General features: G+C 72.2%; 14 protein-coding genes. 11 read left to right on the forward strand and 3 right to left on the reverse strand.

From position 1 onward, the window contains the following. The first annotated feature begins 127 nt into the window (after window positions 1-127). Together AC0B9F_RS07340 and AC0B9F_RS07345 are read left to right on the forward strand one after the other, a co-directional pair. Window positions 128-1,111 (forward strand): ATP-grasp domain-containing protein, encoded by a 984-nt coding sequence (locus tag AC0B9F_RS07340; protein WP_471999494.1) that lies wholly within the window; start codon window positions 128-130, stop codon window positions 1,109-1,111. Continuing rightward, window positions 1,108-1,902 (forward strand): ATP-grasp domain-containing protein, encoded by a 795-nt coding sequence (locus tag AC0B9F_RS07345; protein WP_471999495.1) that lies wholly within the window; start codon window positions 1,108-1,110, stop codon window positions 1,900-1,902. Before AC0B9F_RS07340 ends, AC0B9F_RS07345 begins: the two co-directional genes overlap by 4 nt. 97 nt (window positions 1,903-1,999) lie before the next feature. Here AC0B9F_RS07345 and AC0B9F_RS07350 read toward each other — a convergent pair whose 3' ends face one another. Beyond that, the gene (locus AC0B9F_RS07350) at window positions 2,000-2,905 is read right to left on the reverse strand and encodes a helix-turn-helix domain-containing protein (protein ID WP_471999496.1); all 906 of its coding nucleotides are present in this window, start codon (window positions 2,903-2,905) and stop codon (window positions 2,000-2,002) included. 145 nt (window positions 2,906-3,050) lie between these two features. Here AC0B9F_RS07350 and tkt point away from each other — a divergent pair, with 145 nt between their 5' ends. Genes tkt through AC0B9F_RS07390 form a run of 8 tightly spaced genes read left to right on the forward strand, consistent with a single transcriptional unit; the run spans window position 3,051 to window position 13,428 of the window. Then, entirely contained in the window at window positions 3,051-5,144 is a 2,094-nt protein-coding gene (tkt, locus tag AC0B9F_RS07355; protein ID WP_471999498.1) for a transketolase, read from the forward strand. Window positions 5,145-5,163: 19 nt separating this feature from the next. After that, the gene (gene tal / locus AC0B9F_RS07360) at window positions 5,164-6,306 is read left to right on the forward strand and encodes a transaldolase (protein WP_471999500.1); all 1,143 of its coding nucleotides are present in this window, start codon (window positions 5,164-5,166) and stop codon (window positions 6,304-6,306) included. Then, on the forward strand, window positions 6,307-7,869 hold the full coding sequence (zwf, locus tag AC0B9F_RS07365; protein ID WP_471999502.1) for a glucose-6-phosphate dehydrogenase: 1,563 nt from the start codon (window positions 6,307-6,309) through the stop codon (window positions 7,867-7,869). Next, window positions 7,866-8,807 carry a glucose-6-phosphate dehydrogenase assembly protein OpcA gene (gene opcA / locus AC0B9F_RS07370; RefSeq protein ID WP_471999504.1) on the forward strand — a complete coding sequence of 314 codons (942 nt, stop codon included), beginning with the start codon at window positions 7,866-7,868 and terminating at the stop codon, window positions 8,805-8,807. Before zwf ends, opcA begins: the two co-directional genes overlap by 4 nt. Then, window positions 8,800-10,446, forward strand: a complete 1,647-nt coding sequence (gene pgi, locus AC0B9F_RS07375) for a glucose-6-phosphate isomerase (RefSeq protein WP_471999506.1) — start codon at window positions 8,800-8,802, stop codon at window positions 10,444-10,446. The genes opcA and pgi overlap by 8 nt, the downstream gene beginning before the upstream one ends. Before the next feature lie 2 nt (window positions 10,447-10,448). After that, entirely contained in the window at window positions 10,449-11,333 is an 885-nt protein-coding gene (gnd, locus tag AC0B9F_RS07380; RefSeq protein ID WP_471999509.1) for a phosphogluconate dehydrogenase (NAD(+)-dependent, decarboxylating), read from the forward strand. A 4-nt stretch (window positions 11,334-11,337) separates the two neighbouring features. Then, on the forward strand, window positions 11,338-11,919 hold the full coding sequence (locus tag AC0B9F_RS07385; protein WP_471999510.1) for a histidine phosphatase family protein: 582 nt from the start codon (window positions 11,338-11,340) through the stop codon (window positions 11,917-11,919). Window positions 11,920-11,964: 45 nt separating this feature from the next. Further along, window positions 11,965-13,428 (forward strand): membrane-associated oxidoreductase, encoded by a 1,464-nt coding sequence (locus AC0B9F_RS07390; RefSeq protein ID WP_471999512.1) that lies wholly within the window; start codon window positions 11,965-11,967, stop codon window positions 13,426-13,428. On the opposite strand, the gene AC0B9F_RS07395 is transcribed toward AC0B9F_RS07390, so the two are convergent. Together AC0B9F_RS07395 and AC0B9F_RS07400 are read right to left on the reverse strand one after the other, a co-directional pair. Continuing rightward, on the reverse strand, window positions 13,415-15,217 hold the full coding sequence (locus tag AC0B9F_RS07395) for a bifunctional sugar phosphate isomerase/epimerase/4-hydroxyphenylpyruvate dioxygenase family protein (protein WP_471999514.1): 1,803 nt from the start codon (window positions 15,215-15,217) through the stop codon (window positions 13,415-13,417). The genes AC0B9F_RS07390 and AC0B9F_RS07395 overlap by 14 nt on opposite strands. A gap of 8 nt (window positions 15,218-15,225) precedes the next feature. Continuing rightward, a complete protein-coding gene (locus tag AC0B9F_RS07400) occupies window positions 15,226-16,104 on the reverse strand; it encodes a shikimate dehydrogenase (protein ID WP_471999516.1) in 879 nt (292 codons plus the stop codon). Between the two features lie 152 nt (window positions 16,105-16,256). On the opposite strand from AC0B9F_RS07400, the gene AC0B9F_RS07405 reads away from it, so the two are divergent. Then, entirely contained in the window at window positions 16,257-16,922 is a 666-nt protein-coding gene (locus AC0B9F_RS07405) for a TetR family transcriptional regulator (RefSeq protein ID WP_471999519.1), read from the forward strand. Window positions 16,923-16,971 lie beyond the last annotated feature (49 nt).

Here is a 16,971-nt window from a genome sequence, read left to right on the forward strand (position 1 = left end):
CACGGCCGTTCGCCCCGCGGTCCGCCGCCCGGCGCGCCCCCGGGACGGGCATGGCATCCTGTGTCGGCACAGGACGTCACGGGATGCCGGACGACGAGGCGGACGTCCGGGGGGTCGGGGTAGATCGATGAAGCTCTGCTTTCTGGTGGAGGAGCAGTACCGCCACGACGGCATGCCGGTCGAGGTGATCCGCCAACTGACGTCCTGGGGACACCAGGTGGACGTGGTGCGGCCGGGCGGCTCGCTGCTGCGCATGACGGAGGCACTGCAGGGCGCGGGGCACGACGCCTGGATACTCAAGACGGTCTCCGGCGGCCCCGGGCTCACCCTGCTGGAGGCCGCCGCCGCGGCCGGGACGACGACGATCAACGACGCCCGCTCGATCCGCGGCGTCCGGGACAAGGCGCTGGCCGCGTCGATCGGCCGCGGCAGCGGGCTTCCGCTGCCGCCCACGTACGCGGCGGCCCGGCCCGACATGCTGGCGCAGATACCGGAGTCGGAGTACCCGATCGTGGTCAAGCCCGCCGACGGCAGCTCGGGGCGGGCCGTGCACCTGGTGAGGTCACCGGACCGCCTCACGGCCATGGTTCCGGAACTGGCGGCGGAGGGCCTGCTCATCGCCCAGCCGTACGTGCCCAACTCGGGCGTCGACGTCAAGGTGTACTGCGTCGGCGGCGAGCTGTACGCGATCGAACGCCGCTCCCCGCTCCACCCCGACCACGCGGTCCGCGAACGCCGTGTGCCGCTGACGGCCGAGGTGGCCGCCATCGCCGCCCTGGCCGGAGCGGTCTACGGTCTCGATCTGTACGGCGTGGACGTGGTGCTGGGGCCGGACGGCCCCGTGGTCGTCGACGTGAACGACTTCCCCAGCTTCCGCCAGGTCCCCGACGCGGCCGCGCGGGTGGCACGGGCCGTGCTCGGGCTGGCGGCCGGCGGGAGCCGGGCCGCCGCACCGGCCGAGCCCGCCCGGCCGCGCATGCCGGAGCAGCGGGAGCGCTCCGGGGGCGCCGCGTCGCTCGCCGGATCGGCCACCTCCTCGGCCGCGACGACCGCGCCGCCGCCGCGTTCCGGCCCGGCACACGTTCCGGTGGCGGCGGGCAGGACCGTATGAGGATCGGCCTGATCACCTCAGATCCGGGCCATCCGCTGCTGGTCGCCGCGACCGCGCTGCTCGCCGGAGAGCACACGCTGTGGACGCTGGACCCGGAGACGGCGGGGCCGCCCGAACCGCCGGAACCCCTTGCCGACGTGTATCTGCTCAAGGCGCGCACGCCGCAGGCGATCCGCCTCGCCCGTGCGCTGGAACTGCGCGGGGCCCGGGTGCTGAACTCGGCTGCCGCGACCGCTCTGTGCCAGGACCGCGCGGCGATGGCCGAGCACGCCCGGCGGGCCGGCCTGCCGTTCGCGTCCACCCGCACCCACCCCACGCTCGCCCGGCTCGCCGAAGGGCCCGCACTCTGCGGCCCGGTGGTGGTCAAGAGCCGGCACAGCCGCAAGCACGACGTGGTGGCCCGCGTCGACAGCGGCGGCCACCTGCGGGAGCTGGCCGCGGCGCACCCCGGGGAACCGGTGGTGGTGCAGGATTTCGCTCCCAACAGCGGCTGGGACCACAAGCTGTGGGCGATCGGGGAGCGGACCTTCGCGGCGCTGCGCCGCTCCGAGCTCTCGCCCGAGGGCCGGGGCCCCACCGTGCCGCTCGCCCCTGACAGCCTGCCGCCCGGCTGGGCCGCCCTGGTTCACCGGGTCGGCGAGGTCTTCGCCCTGGACGTCTACGGCGTGGACGTCATCGACACGGGCGACGGCGTCCCCCTGATCGTGGACATCAACGCCTTCCCCGGCGTCCGCGACCAGCCCGGCGCCCCGCAGGCCCTGGCCGCCCTCGCCCTGTCGGCCGGTGCCTGACACGCCATCCGGCGATCGTTGCGCGCGGCGATCCGGTGACCGCTGCGCGCCGGGGCCGGTGGGCACGGCATCGCCCAGCCCGGTGCGAACGGCAGCCCTACCGCAGCTCCGCCCGGAACGCCGCCGGCGTCTGGTCGGTGTGCTGGTGGAAGAACTTGGAGAAGTTCGCCGCGTCGGGGAAGCCGACCGCCGCGCCGACGCGGCCGATGGGCAGATCGGTGTGGGCCAGCAGCCGCTTGGCCTCCAGGACGACCCGTTTGTCGATGAAGCCCTTGGGCGTCTGGCCGGTGGCGGCGCGCACCGCGCGGACCAGGGTGCGGCGGGAGTAACCGAGGGCGTCGGCATAGGCGCTGACGCTGTGATTGGTGGCGAAGCCGTCTTCCACCGCGTCCCGGAAGCGGGTGAAGGTGGTGTCGCTCTGCAGCCGGGCCGCCTCCGCGGAGCTGGCGGCGAGATGCGCGAGGCGCAGCAGGAACGCGGTCAGGGTGTGCCGCAGCACCGCCGCGTGCAGGCTCAGCGGGAGGGTGCCGGTGTCCTCGTACTCGCGCCGGAGCTGTTCCAGGGCCGAGCGCAGTCCCGTGAGCTGGGCCGGGGCGGGGTGCAGCAGGGGCGGCAGGTCGTAGCGGTACAGGCCGGTGGCCTCGACGGTGGTGCGGGGCAGGAAGCCGGGCTGCATGGTCAGGACGGTTCCGCGGTACCCGCTCTCCTTCGAGAAGCGGTGGACCTGGCCCGGGCGGATCCACAGGACGTCACCGGCGTTCGCCTCGTACTCGGCGAAGTCGACCATGTGGCGGACGGGGCCGTGCGTGAAGAGCATGACCACGTGGAAGTCGATGCGGTGGACGCGGTCGAGAGGAGCCTCGGAGTGCCAGGTGCGACCGCTGCCCATCGGGCCGACCTGCATGCCCACACCGCCGACGCTCAGATCGACCGGGAAGGGGAACGTTCTGATCCCGTCCACGTCCTCACCGGCGTCGCCGTCTTGCCTGGTTGTGTCCGCCATGTCCTTCTCGTGCCGTCCGGGTGCGCTCTCGGTGTCCCACTTTCACCACAGGCTGACACACGCAGACCTTCCGGCGGAAAAGTCAGACTTTTAAGTTTGAACACGTCAGAGCATAAGCAGCGCTTCTTGCGAGGACTTCTTGAAGATGAGCACGCACACACCCGACACCCTCGAGTGGACCGACCTCGACCGGCGTGCCGTCGACACCGCGCGGCTGTTGGCCGCGGATGCCGTGCAGAAGGTCGGCAACGGCCACCCCGGCACCGCGATGAGTCTGGCCCCGGCGGCGTACACGATCTTTCAGAAGGTGATGCGGCACGACCCCGCGGACCCGGAGTGGACGGGCCGTGACCGTTTCGTCCTCTCCCCCGGCCACACGTCGCTGACCCTCTACACGCAGCTCTACCTCGCCGGGTACGAGCTGGAGCTGGACGACCTGAAGGCGTTCCGCACGCAGGGCTCGAAGACGCCCGGCCACCCCGAGTACGGGCACACCGCCGGTGTGGAGACCACCACCGGCCCGCTCGGCCAGGGCGTCGCGAACGCCGTCGGCATGGCGATGGCCGCCCGCTACGAGCGCGGTCTGTTCGACCCCGAGGCCCCGGCCGGCGAGTCCCCCTTCGACCACACGATCTGGGCGATCGTCTCCGACGGAGACCTCCAGGAGGGCGTCTCCGCCGAGGCGTCCTCCCTGGCCGGGCACCAGAAGCTCGGCAACCTGGTCTTCCTCTACGACGACAACCACATCTCCATCGAGGGCGACACCGCGACGGCGTTCTCCGAGGACGTGCTGAAGCGGTACGAGGCCTACGGCTGGCACACCCAGCGCATCGAGCCCGCCGACGACGGCGACATCGACGTACCCGCCCTGTACGCCGCCCTGAAGGCCGCGCAGGCCGAGACCGGGCGGCCGTCGATCATCGCCATGCGCACGATCATCGCCTGGCCCGCCCCGAACGCGCGCAACACCGGGGCCGCCCACGGCTCCGCGCTCGGCGAGGACGAGGTCGCGGCCACCAAGCGCGTCCTCGGCTTCGACCCCGAGCAGACCTTCCAGGTCGACGCCGACGTCCTCGCCCACACCCGCGCCGCCCTGGACCGGGGCGCCGACGCGCACGCCGCCTGGGACAAGCAGATCGCCGTCTGGCGCGAGGAGCAGCCGGAGCGCGCCGAACGGTTCGACCGGATCGTCGCCGGCCGGCTCCCCGAGGGCTGGGAGGAGGCGCTGCCGGTGTTCGAGGAGGGCAGGGCCGTCGCGACCCGCGCCGCCTCCGGCAAGGTCCTGCAGTCGCTGGGCGGGGTCGTCCCGGAGCTGTGGGGCGGCTCCGCCGACCTGGCCGGCTCCAACAACACCACCATCGACAAGTCGTCGTCGTTCCTGCCCGAGGGCAACCCGCTGCCGGAGGCGAACCCGTACGGCCGTACCGTCCACTTCGGGATCCGCGAGTTCTCCATGGCGGCGGAGATGAACGGCATCGCCCTGCACGGCAACACCCGCGTCTACGGCGGCACCTTCCTGGTGTTCTCCGACTACATGCGGAACGCCGTGCGGATGGCCGCGCTGATGCAGCTGCCCGTGACGTACGTGTGGACGCACGACTCGATCGGCCTCGGTGAGGACGGCCCGACGCACCAGCCGGTGGAGCACCTCGCCTCACTGCGGGCCGTTCCGGGCCTGAACGTCGTCCGCCCGGCCGATGCCAACGAGACCGCGACGGCCTGGGCCGAGATCCTGAAGAGGCACGCCACCCGTCCGGCCCCGCACGGGCTCGCGCTCACCCGCCAGGGCGTGCCGACGTACGCGCCGAACCCGGACGCGGCCAAGGGCGGCTATGTGCTGCGCGAGTCGTCCACGAAGATCCCGGAGGTGATCGTCATCGCCACCGGCTCCGAGGTACAGCTCGCCGTCGCCGCGCGGGAGCGGCTGGAGGCCGAGGGGATCGGCACGCGTGTGGTGTCGATGCCGTGCGTGGAGTGGTTCGAGGAGCAGCCGCGCGAGTACCGCGAGTCGGTCCTGCCGCCGGCCGTGAAGGCACGGGTCGCGGTGGAGGCCGGGATCGGCCTGACCTGGTACCGCTACGTCGGCGACGCCGGGCGCGTCGTGTCCCTGGAGCACTTCGGCGCCTCCGCCGACGCCACGGCCCTGTTCGCCGAGTACGGCTTCACCCCCGAGAACGTCGCCGCAGCAGCCCGGGCTGTGTTCCGCGCGACCACCGAGCCGGCCGCCGCGCGCGGTTGATCCGAACGCCAGAAGGAAGATGATCACTGTGACCGAAGCAACCGCCCCCGCGGTAGCCCTCCAGCGCCTGTCCGACGAGGGCGTGTCGATCTGGCTGGACGACCTCTCGCGCACCCGCATCGACAGCGGCAACCTCGCCGAGCTCGTCGCCACGAAGCACGTCGTCGGCGTCACCACCAACCCCTCGATCTTCCAGGCCGCCATCGGCTCCGGTGAGGGCTACGAGGCCCAGCTCGCCGAGCTGGCCGTGCGCGGCGTGACGGTCGACGAGGCGGTGCGCATGATGACCACCGCCGATGTGCGGGCCGCCGCCGACGTGCTGCGCCCGGTGTACGAGGCGACCGGCGGCCGCGACGGCCGGGTCTCCATCGAGGTCGACCCCCGCCTCGCGCACCACACGGCGGCGACGATCGCCGAGGCCAAGCAGCTCGCCTGGCTGGTGGACCGCCCCAATGTCATGATCAAGATCCCGGCGACCAAGGCCGGCCTGCCCGCCATCACCGAGGTGATCGCCGAGGGCATCAGCGTCAACGTCACGCTGATCTTCTCCCTGGAGCGCTACCGCGCGGTGATGGACGCCTACCTGGCGGGCCTGGAGAAGGCCGCCGCGAAGGGCCTGGACCTGTCCACGGTCCACTCCGTGGCGTCCTTCTTCGTCTCCCGCGTGGACGCCGAGATCGACAAGCGGCTCACCGTCCTCGGCACCGGCGAGGCCCTCGGGCTCAAGGGCCGCGCCGCCCTCGCCAACGCCCGCCTGGCCTACGCCGCCTACGAGGAGGTCTTCGCCGGTGAGCGCTGGCTGGCCCTGGCCGGTGCAAGGGCGCACAAGCAGCGCCCGCTGTGGGCGTCGACCGGCGTGAAGGACCCGGCGTACAAGGACACCCTGTACGTGGACGAGCTGGTCGCCCCCGGCACCGTCAACACCATGCCGGAGGGCACCCTGAACGCCGTCGCCGACCACGGCGAGATCACCGGTGACACGGTGAGCGGCGGCTACGCCCAGGCCCGCGCCGACCTCGCCGCGGTGGAGAAGCTCGGCATCTCCTACGACGCGGTGGTGCAGAAGCTGGAGGACGAGGGCGTCGCCAAGTTCGCGACGGCCTGGCAGGACCTGCTGACGGCCGTGGCGAAGGCCATGGACAGCAAGGGGGTGGCAGCGTAAATGACCGCGACTCCGCTGATGGAACTGACCGCTGCGGCCGCCGGCTGGGCCAACCCGCTGCGCGATCCGCGCGACCGCCGGCTGCCGCGGATCGCGGGCCCCTCGGGGCTCGTCATCTTCGGCGTGACCGGCGACCTGTCCCGCAAGAAGCTGATGCCGGCGGTGTACGACCTGGCCAACCGCGGTCTGCTCCCGCCGGGCTTCTCGCTGGTCGGCTTCGCGCGCCGGGACTGGGAGGACCAGGACTTCGCGCAGGTCGTGCACGACGCCGTCAAGGAGCACGCCCGCACCCCCTTTCGTGAGGAGGTGTGGCAGCAGCTGTCGGAGGGCATGCGGTTCATCCCGGGCGATTTCGACGACGACACCGCCTTCGACCAGCTGCGCCAGACGGTCGAGGAGCTGGACGCGGCCCGCGGCACCAGCGGCAACTACGCCTTCTACCTCTCGGTGCCGCCGAAGTTCTTCCCGAAGGTCGTCCAGCAGCTCAAGAAGCACGGCCTGGCGGACGGCCCGGAGGACTCCTGGCGGCGCGCCGTCATCGAGAAGCCGTTCGGTCACGACCTCGCGAGCGCCCGTGAGCTGAACGCGATCGTGCACGAGGTGTTCGAGCCGGACCAGGTGTTCCGCATCGATCACTACCTGGGCAAGGAGACCGTCCAGAACATCCTGGCGCTGCGCTTCGCCAACCAGATGTTCGAGCCGATCTGGAACCGGTCCTACGTCGACCACATCCAGATCACGATGGCCGAGGACATCGGCATCGGCGGCCGTGCCGGCTACTACGACGGCATCGGCTCGGCCCGCGACGTCATCCAGAACCACCTGCTCCAGCTGCTCGCGCTGACCGCGATGGAGGAGCCGGCCGCCTTCGACGCCGAGTCGCTGCTGACGGAGAAGCTGAAGGTCCTCAGGGCCGTACGGCTGCCCGACGACCTCGGCGAGCACACGGTCCGCGGCCAGTACGCGCCCGCCTGGCAGGGCGGCGAGAAGGTACGCGGCTATCTGGAGGAGGACGGCATCGACCCGGGCTCCACCACCGACACCTACGCCGCGGTCAAGCTCGGTATCGACAACCGCCGCTGGGCCGGCGTGCCGTTCTATCTGCGCACCGGAAAGCGGCTGGGCCGCCGGGTCACCGAGATCGCGGTGGTCTTCCAGCGCGCTCCCCACTCCCCCTTCGACTCCACCGCCACCGAGGAGCTGGGCCAGAACGCCATCGTCATCCGGGTGCAGCCCGACGAGGGCGTGACCGTCCGGTTCGGTTCGAAGGTGCCGGGCACCTCGATGGAGATCCGGGACGTGACGATGGACTTCGCCTACGGCGAGTCCTTCACGGAGTCCAGCCCCGAGGCGTACGAGCGCCTCATCCTGGACGTGCTGCTCGGCGACGCCAACCTGTTCCCGCGCCACCAGGAAGTGGAAGAGTCCTGGAAGATCCTCGACCCGATCGAGGGCTACTGGGCCACACACGGCCGGCCGGCGCAGTACCCGTCGGGCAGCTGGGGACCCGAGGAAGCGGACGAGATGCTCGCACGAGACGGACGGAGCTGGCGCAGGCCATGAGGATCGACCTGACCGACACCACGGCAAGCAAGGTCAACAAGGCCCTCGTCCAGGGGCGCCGTGCCATCGGCACCCCGGCGGTGGGTATGGTCCTGACGATGGTCATCGTCACGGACGAGGAGAACGCCTACGACGCGATCAAGGCGGCCGAGGAGGCCTCGCACGAGCACCCCTCGCGCACCCTGGTCGTCATCAAGCGGCACGCCCGCACCCCGCGCGACCGCCAGGCCTCCCGGCTGGACGCCGAGGTCCGGGTCGGCTCGGAGGCCGGCACCGGCGAGACGGTCGTGCTGCGCACCTACGGCGAGGTGTCCGACCACGCCGACTCCGTCGTCCTGCCGCTGCTGCTGCCGGACGCCCCGGTCGTCGTGTGGTGGCCGGTGGACGCGCCGGACAACCCGTCGAAGGACCCCCTGGGCGCGCTGGCGCAGCGCCGCATCACCGACCTGTACGCGGTCGAGAACCCGCTGCGGATGCTGGAGACCCGGGAGCGCACCTACGCGCCCGGCGACACCGACCTGGCCTGGACCCGCCTGACGCCGTGGCGCTCGATGCTGGCCGCCGCCCTGGACCAGGCCCGCGCGAAGGTGATCTCGGCGACCGTCGAGGCCGAGGCCGACAACCCGGCCGCGGAGCTGCTGGCGCGCTGGCTGGAGGCCCGCCTCGGCGTCACCGTGGACCGGGTGGTCACCGCGGGCCCGGTCGTCACGGCCGTCCGCCTGGGCACCACCGACGGCGAGATCGTCATCGACCGTCCCGAGGGCCCGCTGGCCACGCTGACCCTGCCCGGCCAGCCCCCGCGCACCCTGGCGCTGAAGGTCCGCGCCACCTCCGAACTCATCGCCGAGGAGCTGCGCCGCCTCGACGCCGACGAGATGTACGCCGTCGCCCTGCGGGGCGAGGGCGAGGGCACTAAGGAGACCGTCGTACATGTCTGAGACCCCGTTGCTGACCCGGCGTCCCGAGTGGACCGCTCTGGAGGACCACCGCGCCGAGTGGCAGGCCCATCTGCGGGAGCTGTTCGCGAGCGACCCGGGGCGCGCCGAGCGGTACGTGGTGCGCGTGGGTGACCTGCGCATCGACTACTCCAAGAACCTGATCACGGACGAGACGCTCGCCCGGCTCCAGGAACTGGCCACCGCGACCGACGTGTTCGGGCTGCGCGACGCCATGTTCCGCGGGGAGAAGATCAACGTCACCGAGAAGCGTGCGGTGCTGCACACCGCGCTGCGCGCCCCGCGGGACGCCGTGATCGAGGTCGACGGCGAGAACGTGGTGCCGAAGGTGCACGCCGTCCTCGACAAGATGAGCGCCTTCGCCGAGCGGGTCCGCTCCGGTGAGTGGACCGGTCACACCGGCAGGCGCATCCGCAACGTCGTCAACATCGGCATCGGCGGCTCCGACCTGGGCCCGGCGATGGCGTACGAGGCGCTGCGCTCCTTCACCGCCCGCGAGTTGACGTTCCGCTTCGTCTCCAACGTGGACGGCGCCGACCTGCACGAGGCGCTGCACGGCCTCGACCCGGCCGAGACGCTGTTCATCGTCGCCTCCAAGACCTTCACCACGATCGAGACGATCACCAACGCCACCTCGGCCCGCGCCTGGCTCCTTCAGGGCCTGGGCGGCGAGGACAAGGCGGTGGCCAAGCACTTCGTCGCGCTGTCGACGAACGCGGAGAAGGTCGGCGAGTTCGGCATCGACGTCGACAACATGTTCGAGTTCTGGGACTGGGTCGGCGGCCGCTACTCCTACGACTCCGCGATCGGCCTGTCGCTGATGATCGCCATCGGCCCGGACCGCTTCCGGGAGATGCTCGACGGCTTCCACACCGTCGACGAGCACTTCCGCACCGCGCCCGCCGAGGCCAACGCCCCGCTCCTGCTGGGCCTGCTGGGCATCTGGTACGGCGACTTCTTCGACGCCCAGTCGCACGCCGTGCTGCCGTACAGCCACTACCTGTCGAAGTTCACCGCGTACCTCCAGCAGCTCGACATGGAGTCCAACGGCAAGTCGGTGCAGCGCGACGGGCGCCCGGTGGAATGGCAGACCGGCCCGGTCGTGTGGGGCACGCCGGGCACCAACGGCCAGCACGCCTACTACCAGTTGATCCACCAGGGCACCAAGCTGATCCCGGCCGACTTCATCGGCTTCGCCCGCCCGGTCGCCGAGCTGAGCGACCGGCTCAAGGCCCAGCACGATCTGCTGATGGCCAACTTCTTCGCCCAGACCCAGGCCCTCGCCTTCGGCAAGACCGCCGACGAGGTGCGCGACGAGGGCGTGGCCGAGGAGCAGGTCACGGCCCGCACCTTCCAGGGCAACCACCCCACCACCACGATCCTGGCCCCCGAGCTGACCCCGTCCGTGCTCGGCCAGCTGATCGCCCTCTACGAGCACAAGGTGTTCGTGCAGGGCGCGGTCTGGAACATCGACTCCTTCGACCAGTGGGGCGTGGAGCTGGGCAAGGTCCTCGCCAAGCGGGTCGAACCCGCCCTCACCGAGGGCGCGGACGTACCCGGTCTCGACCCGTCCACCGCAGCCCTCGTCGCGGCCTACCGCGACCTCAAGGAAGTGAAGTAACCATGCAGATCGGTCTTGTTGGTCTCGGCAAGATGGGCGGCAACATGCGCGAGCGTCTGCGCAACGCCGGCCACGAGGTCGTCGGGTACGACACCAACCCCGAACTCTCCGACGTCGACAACCTGGTCGAACTCGCCGACCGGCTCGCCGCGCCGCGCGCGGTGTGGGTCATGGTCCCGGCCGGCGCCGTCACCCAGAACGTCATCGACCAGCTGTCGGGCATCCTCAAGCCCGGCGACACCGTCATCGACGGCGGCAACTCCCGCTGGACCGACGACGAGAAGCACGCCGAGGAGCTCGCCAAGCGCGGCATCGGCTTCGTCGACGCGGGCGTGTCCGGCGGCGTGTGGGGCCTGAAAAACGGCTACGCGCTGATGGTCGGCGGCGAGAAGGAGCACGTCGAGCGCCTCAAGCCGATCTTCGACGCGCTCAAGCCGGAAGGCCCCTACGGCTACGTCCACGCGGGCAGCGTCGGCGCCGGGCACTTCGCGAAGATGGTCCACAACGGCATCGAGTACGCGATGATGCAGGCGTACGCCGAGGGCTGGGAGCTGCTGGAGAAGGTCGACTCCGTGGACAACGTCCGCGAGGTCTTCCGCTCCTGGCAGGAGGGCACGGTCATCCGTTCCTGGCTGCTGGACCTCGCCGTGAACGCCCTCGACGAGGACCCGCACCTGGACAAGCTGCGCGGTTACGCCGAGGACTCCGGCGAGGGCCGCTGGACTGTGGAGGCGGCCATCGACAACGCGGTGCCGCTGCCCGCGATCACGGCCTCCCTGTTCGCCCGGTTCGCCTCCCGGCAGGACGACTCGCCGCAGATGAAGATGATCGCGGCGCTGCGCAACCAGTTCGGCGGCCACGCCGTCGAGTCGTCGAAGAAGGTCTGACCTCGTGGGGGACCTTCTCCTGGTCCGCCACGGCGAGACCGAGTGGAGCCTGACGGGACAGCACACCGGCTTCACCGACCTGCCCCTCACCACCCACGGTGAGGAGCAGGCCAAGTCCCTGGCTCCGCTTGTGTCCGGGCGGCCCTTCGCGCTGGCTCTCACCAGCCCGCTGCGGCGGGCCGTCCGCACGGCGGAACTCGCGGGCGTCCTCGGCGCCGTACCGGATCAGGATCTGCACGAGTGGGACTACGGGGCGTACGAGGGTGTCACCACGGTCGACATCCACCGCACCCGCCCCGGCTGGGACCTGTGGACCGACGGCGTCCCGCCCGGCGACAGCCGTGGTGAGTCGCCGGACGAGGTAGGGGCGCGAGCGGACCGGGTACTGGCCCGGGTGGTTCCCGCGCTGGACGCCGGCGACGTCGTCCTGGTCGCCCACGCCCACTTCCTGCGCGTGCTGACAGCTCGCCGCCTGGGCCTGCCGCCGTCGCAGGGGCGGCTGTTCCAGCTGGCGACCGGCACGCTCAGCCGGTTGTCGACGGAGCACGGGCGACCGGTGCTCGCGGAGTGGAACGTGCGGGCGTAAAGGCGCGGTTGACAGTTCGGGATCAGCCCGCCAGAGTCGCGGCCGATGGAGATCAACGATCTGACACCGGCGGAGCGGCGCGTCTGGCGGGCTTTCCCGTCCGGGGAGCCCGTCGACTTCCGCGAGGCGGCGGACGAGGACGCGGCGGACGGGGGCAGCTGGGGAGCCCACCGCACCCTGCGTGCCTCGGTGCTGCGTGCCCTCCTGGTCGACGGCTCGCGACAGCCCGGCCGGATACCGGCGCTGAAGGTGGCGGGCGCCCGCATAGTCGGGGAGCTCGACCTGCGGTACGGCACCACGGACCAGGCCGTACGGCTCAGCCAGTGCTCCTTCGACACTGCCCCGCATCTGTACGGGGCCGGGCTGCGGCAGCTCAACCTGAGCCGATCCTGTCTGCCCGGCCTCACCGCGGCCACCCTCAGCACCCAAGGCGTCCTGCGGCTGACCGGCTGCCGGTTCCTGGGACCGGTGCGACTGGGAGGAGCCCAGATCGGCGGAGCACTGTTCATGGAGGAGGCCCGGTTCACCGCGCCGGACCCCACCGAGCCGGCGCTCCAGCTCAACCACGCCGCGATCGGCGAGGACATCGTCGCCGTGGGGATCACCGTGCAGGGCGAACTCCGGCTCGACGGCGCGACGGTGGCCGGGTCCGTCAACATCGACGACGCGGTCCTGAACCATGCCGGGCACACGGCGCTGCAGGCGGAGAAACTGTCGGTGGGAGCCGACTTCCGCGGCATGCGCCTGACGGCACGCGGCCTGGTGGAACTGCGCGGCGCGCGCATCCCCGGTCAGCTGAACCTCGCCTACGCGCGACTGGCCAACGCCGGCGGCATGGCCCTGCGGCTCAGCAGCAGCGTCATCGGCGAACTGTGGCTGCGCGAAGCCGCCCCGGTGCAGGGTTCGCTCAATCTCCGCCGGGCGCAGGTGGACATGGTGCACATCGCTCCGGAGACCTGGCCGGACTCCGTCCTGCTCGACGGACTCACCTACGGGGTGCTGGCCCCACGCGAACCCGTCCAGCGGCGCCTGCCCGTGCTGGAGCGGGACGGCGACGGCTATGTCCCCTTCTCCTACGAGCAGTTGACCGCCGCCTACCGGCGCACCGGTGACGACCACGCCGCCCGGCTCGTGCAGCTCGCCAAGCAGCGCCGCCACCGCCGCACCCTGCCCTGGTACGGCCGGCTGTGGGGCCTGGTCCAGGACGTCACCGTAGGCTACGGCTTCCGTCCGCTGCGGGCCGCCGTGTGGCTTCTGTCGCTGCTCGCGGTCGGCTCGGCCGTCTTCGCCCTGCATCACCCCGCACCGCTGAAGCCGGGTGAGGCGCCGCCGTTCCAGCCGGTGTTCTACACCCTCGACCTGCTCCTGCCGGTGCTCTCCTTCGGGCAGGAGAGCGCCTACGCCCCCTCGGGCTGGTACCAGGCGCTGTCCTATGCCCTGGTGCTCGCCGGCTGGTTGCTGGCCACCACCGTGGTCACCGGCGTGACCCGCGCCGTCAGCCGCCAGTGAGGGCGTGTGCCGTGTGCTGCGCGGCCAGCCGCACCGGCGCGTTGGCCGCGCCGTAGCCCTGGTAGCCGCCGTCGCGCTGGACCAGTTCGAAGAAGACGTGGCCGACGGTGCGCGTGTAGCAGTGGCGGAACTCGCCGCCGTGCGCGTCGCGGTCGTAGAGGATGCCGAGGTCGCGGTAGGCGGCCAGGTCCTCCTCGGGCAGGTCGAAGCGGGCGGCCAGGTCGTCGTGGTAGTTCGCGGGCACCGGCAGCAGCCGGCCGCCCGCCGCGCGGAAGCGGCGCGCCGCGGCGACCACGTCGTCGCAGGCCAGCGCGATGTGCCGGGCGTGCGCGGTGGCATCGCCGGGGGCCGCGCCCACGGTGAGGGCGAGGCGGACACCGCCGTCGGCGGTGGCGACGGCGCGGCTGCGCATCAGGCCGTAGGGGTCGGCCAGGTCCACGCTCTCCTGGGCGTCCAGGCCGAGGACGGAGCGGTGGAAGAGGGCGGCCTCGTCGAAGTGGTGCCAGGGCTGGGTGAGCGCGAGGTGGTCGACGGCGCGGATGCCGGTGTCCCGTGAGGCCGGAGCGAGGTCGGCGAAGTCGGCGCGCCAGTCGGGGAGTTCGGGGGATCGTCCGGTCGCGCAGAAGAACAGTTCCGTGCCGTCGGGTGCGGCCACCGCGTCCAGCGGCGCGTCCTCGGGGGCGCGGCGGCGGGGCAGCACGGGGGCGAGCAGGGCCTCGGCGCGGCGGGCGGCGCCGGCCGGGTCGGGTGAGGTGAGGCCGATCGCGGCGAGCCGGGTGCCGTCGCGGCGGGCGGCCTGGCCGGTGTTGAGCAGGATCCGGGCCTCACCCTGCTCCCACAGGTCGACCGGCTTGCCCCGGTGCCGGGCGGTGCGGGTGAAGCCGAGCGCGCCGAGCACCGCGGCGGCGGGCGCGGGGTCGGGGGTGAGGAGTTCGGCGAAGGCGACACCGGTGGGGACGACGGGCGCGGGCAGCGAGCCGGCGCCCGTCTCCTCCTGGAGGACCAGCAACGAGCGGCGGCCGTCGACGGCGGTGGGGCCGGGGTCGGCCTGCCGGAAGACGTCGTTGAACACCTCCAGGGACAGCGGGCCCGCGTACCCGGTGCGCAGCACGTGCCGGACCAGGCCGGCGACGTCGAAGGCGCCCTGGCCGGGGAAGCAGCGGTGGTGGCGGCTCCACTGCAGGACGTCCATGGCCGGGCGGGGCGCGTCGGCGAGCTGGAGGAAGAAGATCCTCTCCCCCGGGATGTCCTCGATGCCCTTCGGGTCGGAGCCGCGCGAGAGGATGTGGAAGCTGTCCAGGCAGGTGCCGAGCGCCGGGTGGTCCGCCGCCTCGACGATCCGCCAGGCGTGGTCGTACGTCGACACGTGCCGTCCCCAGGCGAGCGCCTCGTAGGCGACGCGGACGCCGTGGTCCTGGGCGAGGTCGGCGAGCTGGGCGAGCTGGGCGGCGGCGAGGGCGTCGTCGTCGACGGCGAGCGGGTGGACGCTGGAGCAGACGAGGACGGTCCCGGCGCCGAGCCGGCGCATCAGCTCGAACTTGTGCCGGGCGCGGCGCAGGGCGCGCGTGAACTCCTCCTCGGGCAGCGCCTCGATGTCCCGCATCGGCTGGTAGAGGTCGATGCTCAGCCCGAGGTCGGCGCAGCGGGCGCGGATCTCCTCGGGGGTGAGGGGGCTCGCGAGCAGGTCGTTCTCGAAGATCTCGACGCCGTCGAAGCCGGCCCGGGCGGCGGCGGTGAGCTTCTCGGTGAGGGAGCCGCTCAGGCAGACGGTGGCGATACAGGTGCGCATCGGTGGCCTCACGGGGTCGTGGTGGTGGCGGCGCCGGTCAGCGCGGCGAGGTCGGCGAGCATCGCCGCACTGCCGGGTTCCCGCCCGGTGAACAGGCGGAACGCGTCGGCGGCCTGGAAGGCGGCCATGCCGCCGCCGTCGAGGGTGGCGCAGCCGATCGCCCGCGCGGTGCGCAGCAGCTCGGTCTGCAGGGGGCGGTAGACCACCTCGGCGACCCACAGGCCGGGGTGCAGCAGTTCGGCGGCGAGCGGCAGGCCGGGATGTGCGGCCATGCCGGTGGGGGTGGCGTGGATGACGCCGTCCGCGCCGGTGAGCAGCGCGGGCAGTTCGTCGGGGCCGGCGGCGGCCGCACGGCCGGCGCCGAAGTGCCCGGCGAGGGACGCGGCGAGGGCGGCGGCGCGCTCCGGCCGGGCGTCGACGAGGGTGATCCGTCCGGCGCCGAGGGTGAGCGCGGCGTGCGCGACGGCCGCGCCGGCGCCGCCCGCGCCGAGCTGCACGACCCGCTCCAGCGGGGCGTCGGGCAGGCCACGGGCGAAGGAGGCGGCGAAGCCGGTGACGTCGGTGTTGTGGCCGACGGCCCGGCCGCCGTCGAAGACGACGGTGTTGACCGCGCCGAGCGCCTCGGCCTGCGGGTCCAGGGCGTCGAGGTGGGGAATCACCAGCTGCTTGCAGGGGTGGGTGATGTTGAGCCCGTCGTAGCCGAGGTCGCGGGCGGAGCGCACCAGGCCGCCGACCGCCTCGGGCCCCAGTCCCAGCGTGTCGAGATCGAGGAGCCGGTACAGGTAGCGCAGGCCCTGACGGTCCGCCTCCCGCTGGTGCAGCGCCGGGCAGAGCGACGGGCCGATGCCGGAACCGATCAGTCCGACGAGAAAGGAGTCACCGGGCACTGCTGACCTCCGGAGGGAAAGCACGAGAAGCTAATGTACGAACCAGTACGTTAGCTATATCAGCCGAGCGCCCCCGCGAAAAGCCCCGACCCAGAGCCCACCCGCCGCCTTCTACAATCTGCGGCACTGGCCCAACGCACCGGGGGAAGCCCATGACCAGCGTCGACGAACCGGCACGCACCGGCGGACGCACCCGCGACGCCGCCCGCACCCGGGCCGAGATCCTCGATGTGGCGACCCAGGAGTTCGCCCGGGCCGGCTACGACGGGGCCCGCGTCGACGAGATCGCCGCCCGCACCCGCACCACCAAGCGGATGATCTACTACTACTTCGGCGGCAAGGAGCAGCTGTTCACGGCCGTGCTGGAGCGGGCGTACGCGGTGATCCGAGAGGCCGAGCAGCAGCTCGACGTCGAGCATCTCGACCCGGTCGCGGCCATCCGGCGGCTGGCGGAGCTGACGTTCGACCACCACGAGCAGCACCCGGACTTCATCCGGCTGGTCAGCATCGAGAACATCCACGAGGCCGGGCACATCGCGGCCTCGCAGAAGCTCGGCCGAATCGGCTCACCGGCGCTGGACGTCATCCGCCGCATCCTGGCCGGCGGCCGGCGCTCGGGCCTGTTCACGGCCGACGTCGACGCCGTCGACCTGCACGCGATGATCAGCGCGTTCTGCTTCTTCCGGGTCTCCAACCGGCACACGTTCGGGGCGCTGTTCGACCGCGATCTGCTCGACCCGGCGGAGCGGGAGCGCTACCGGACCATGCTGGGCGACATGGTGATCGCGTACCTGACGGCGGAGCGCGCCGGCGACTGAGTCCGCGGGCCGCTGCGGCGACGCCGGCTCTTGACAGCGGGGAAACACG

Source organism: Streptomyces sp. NPDC097129, assembly GCF_055668065.1.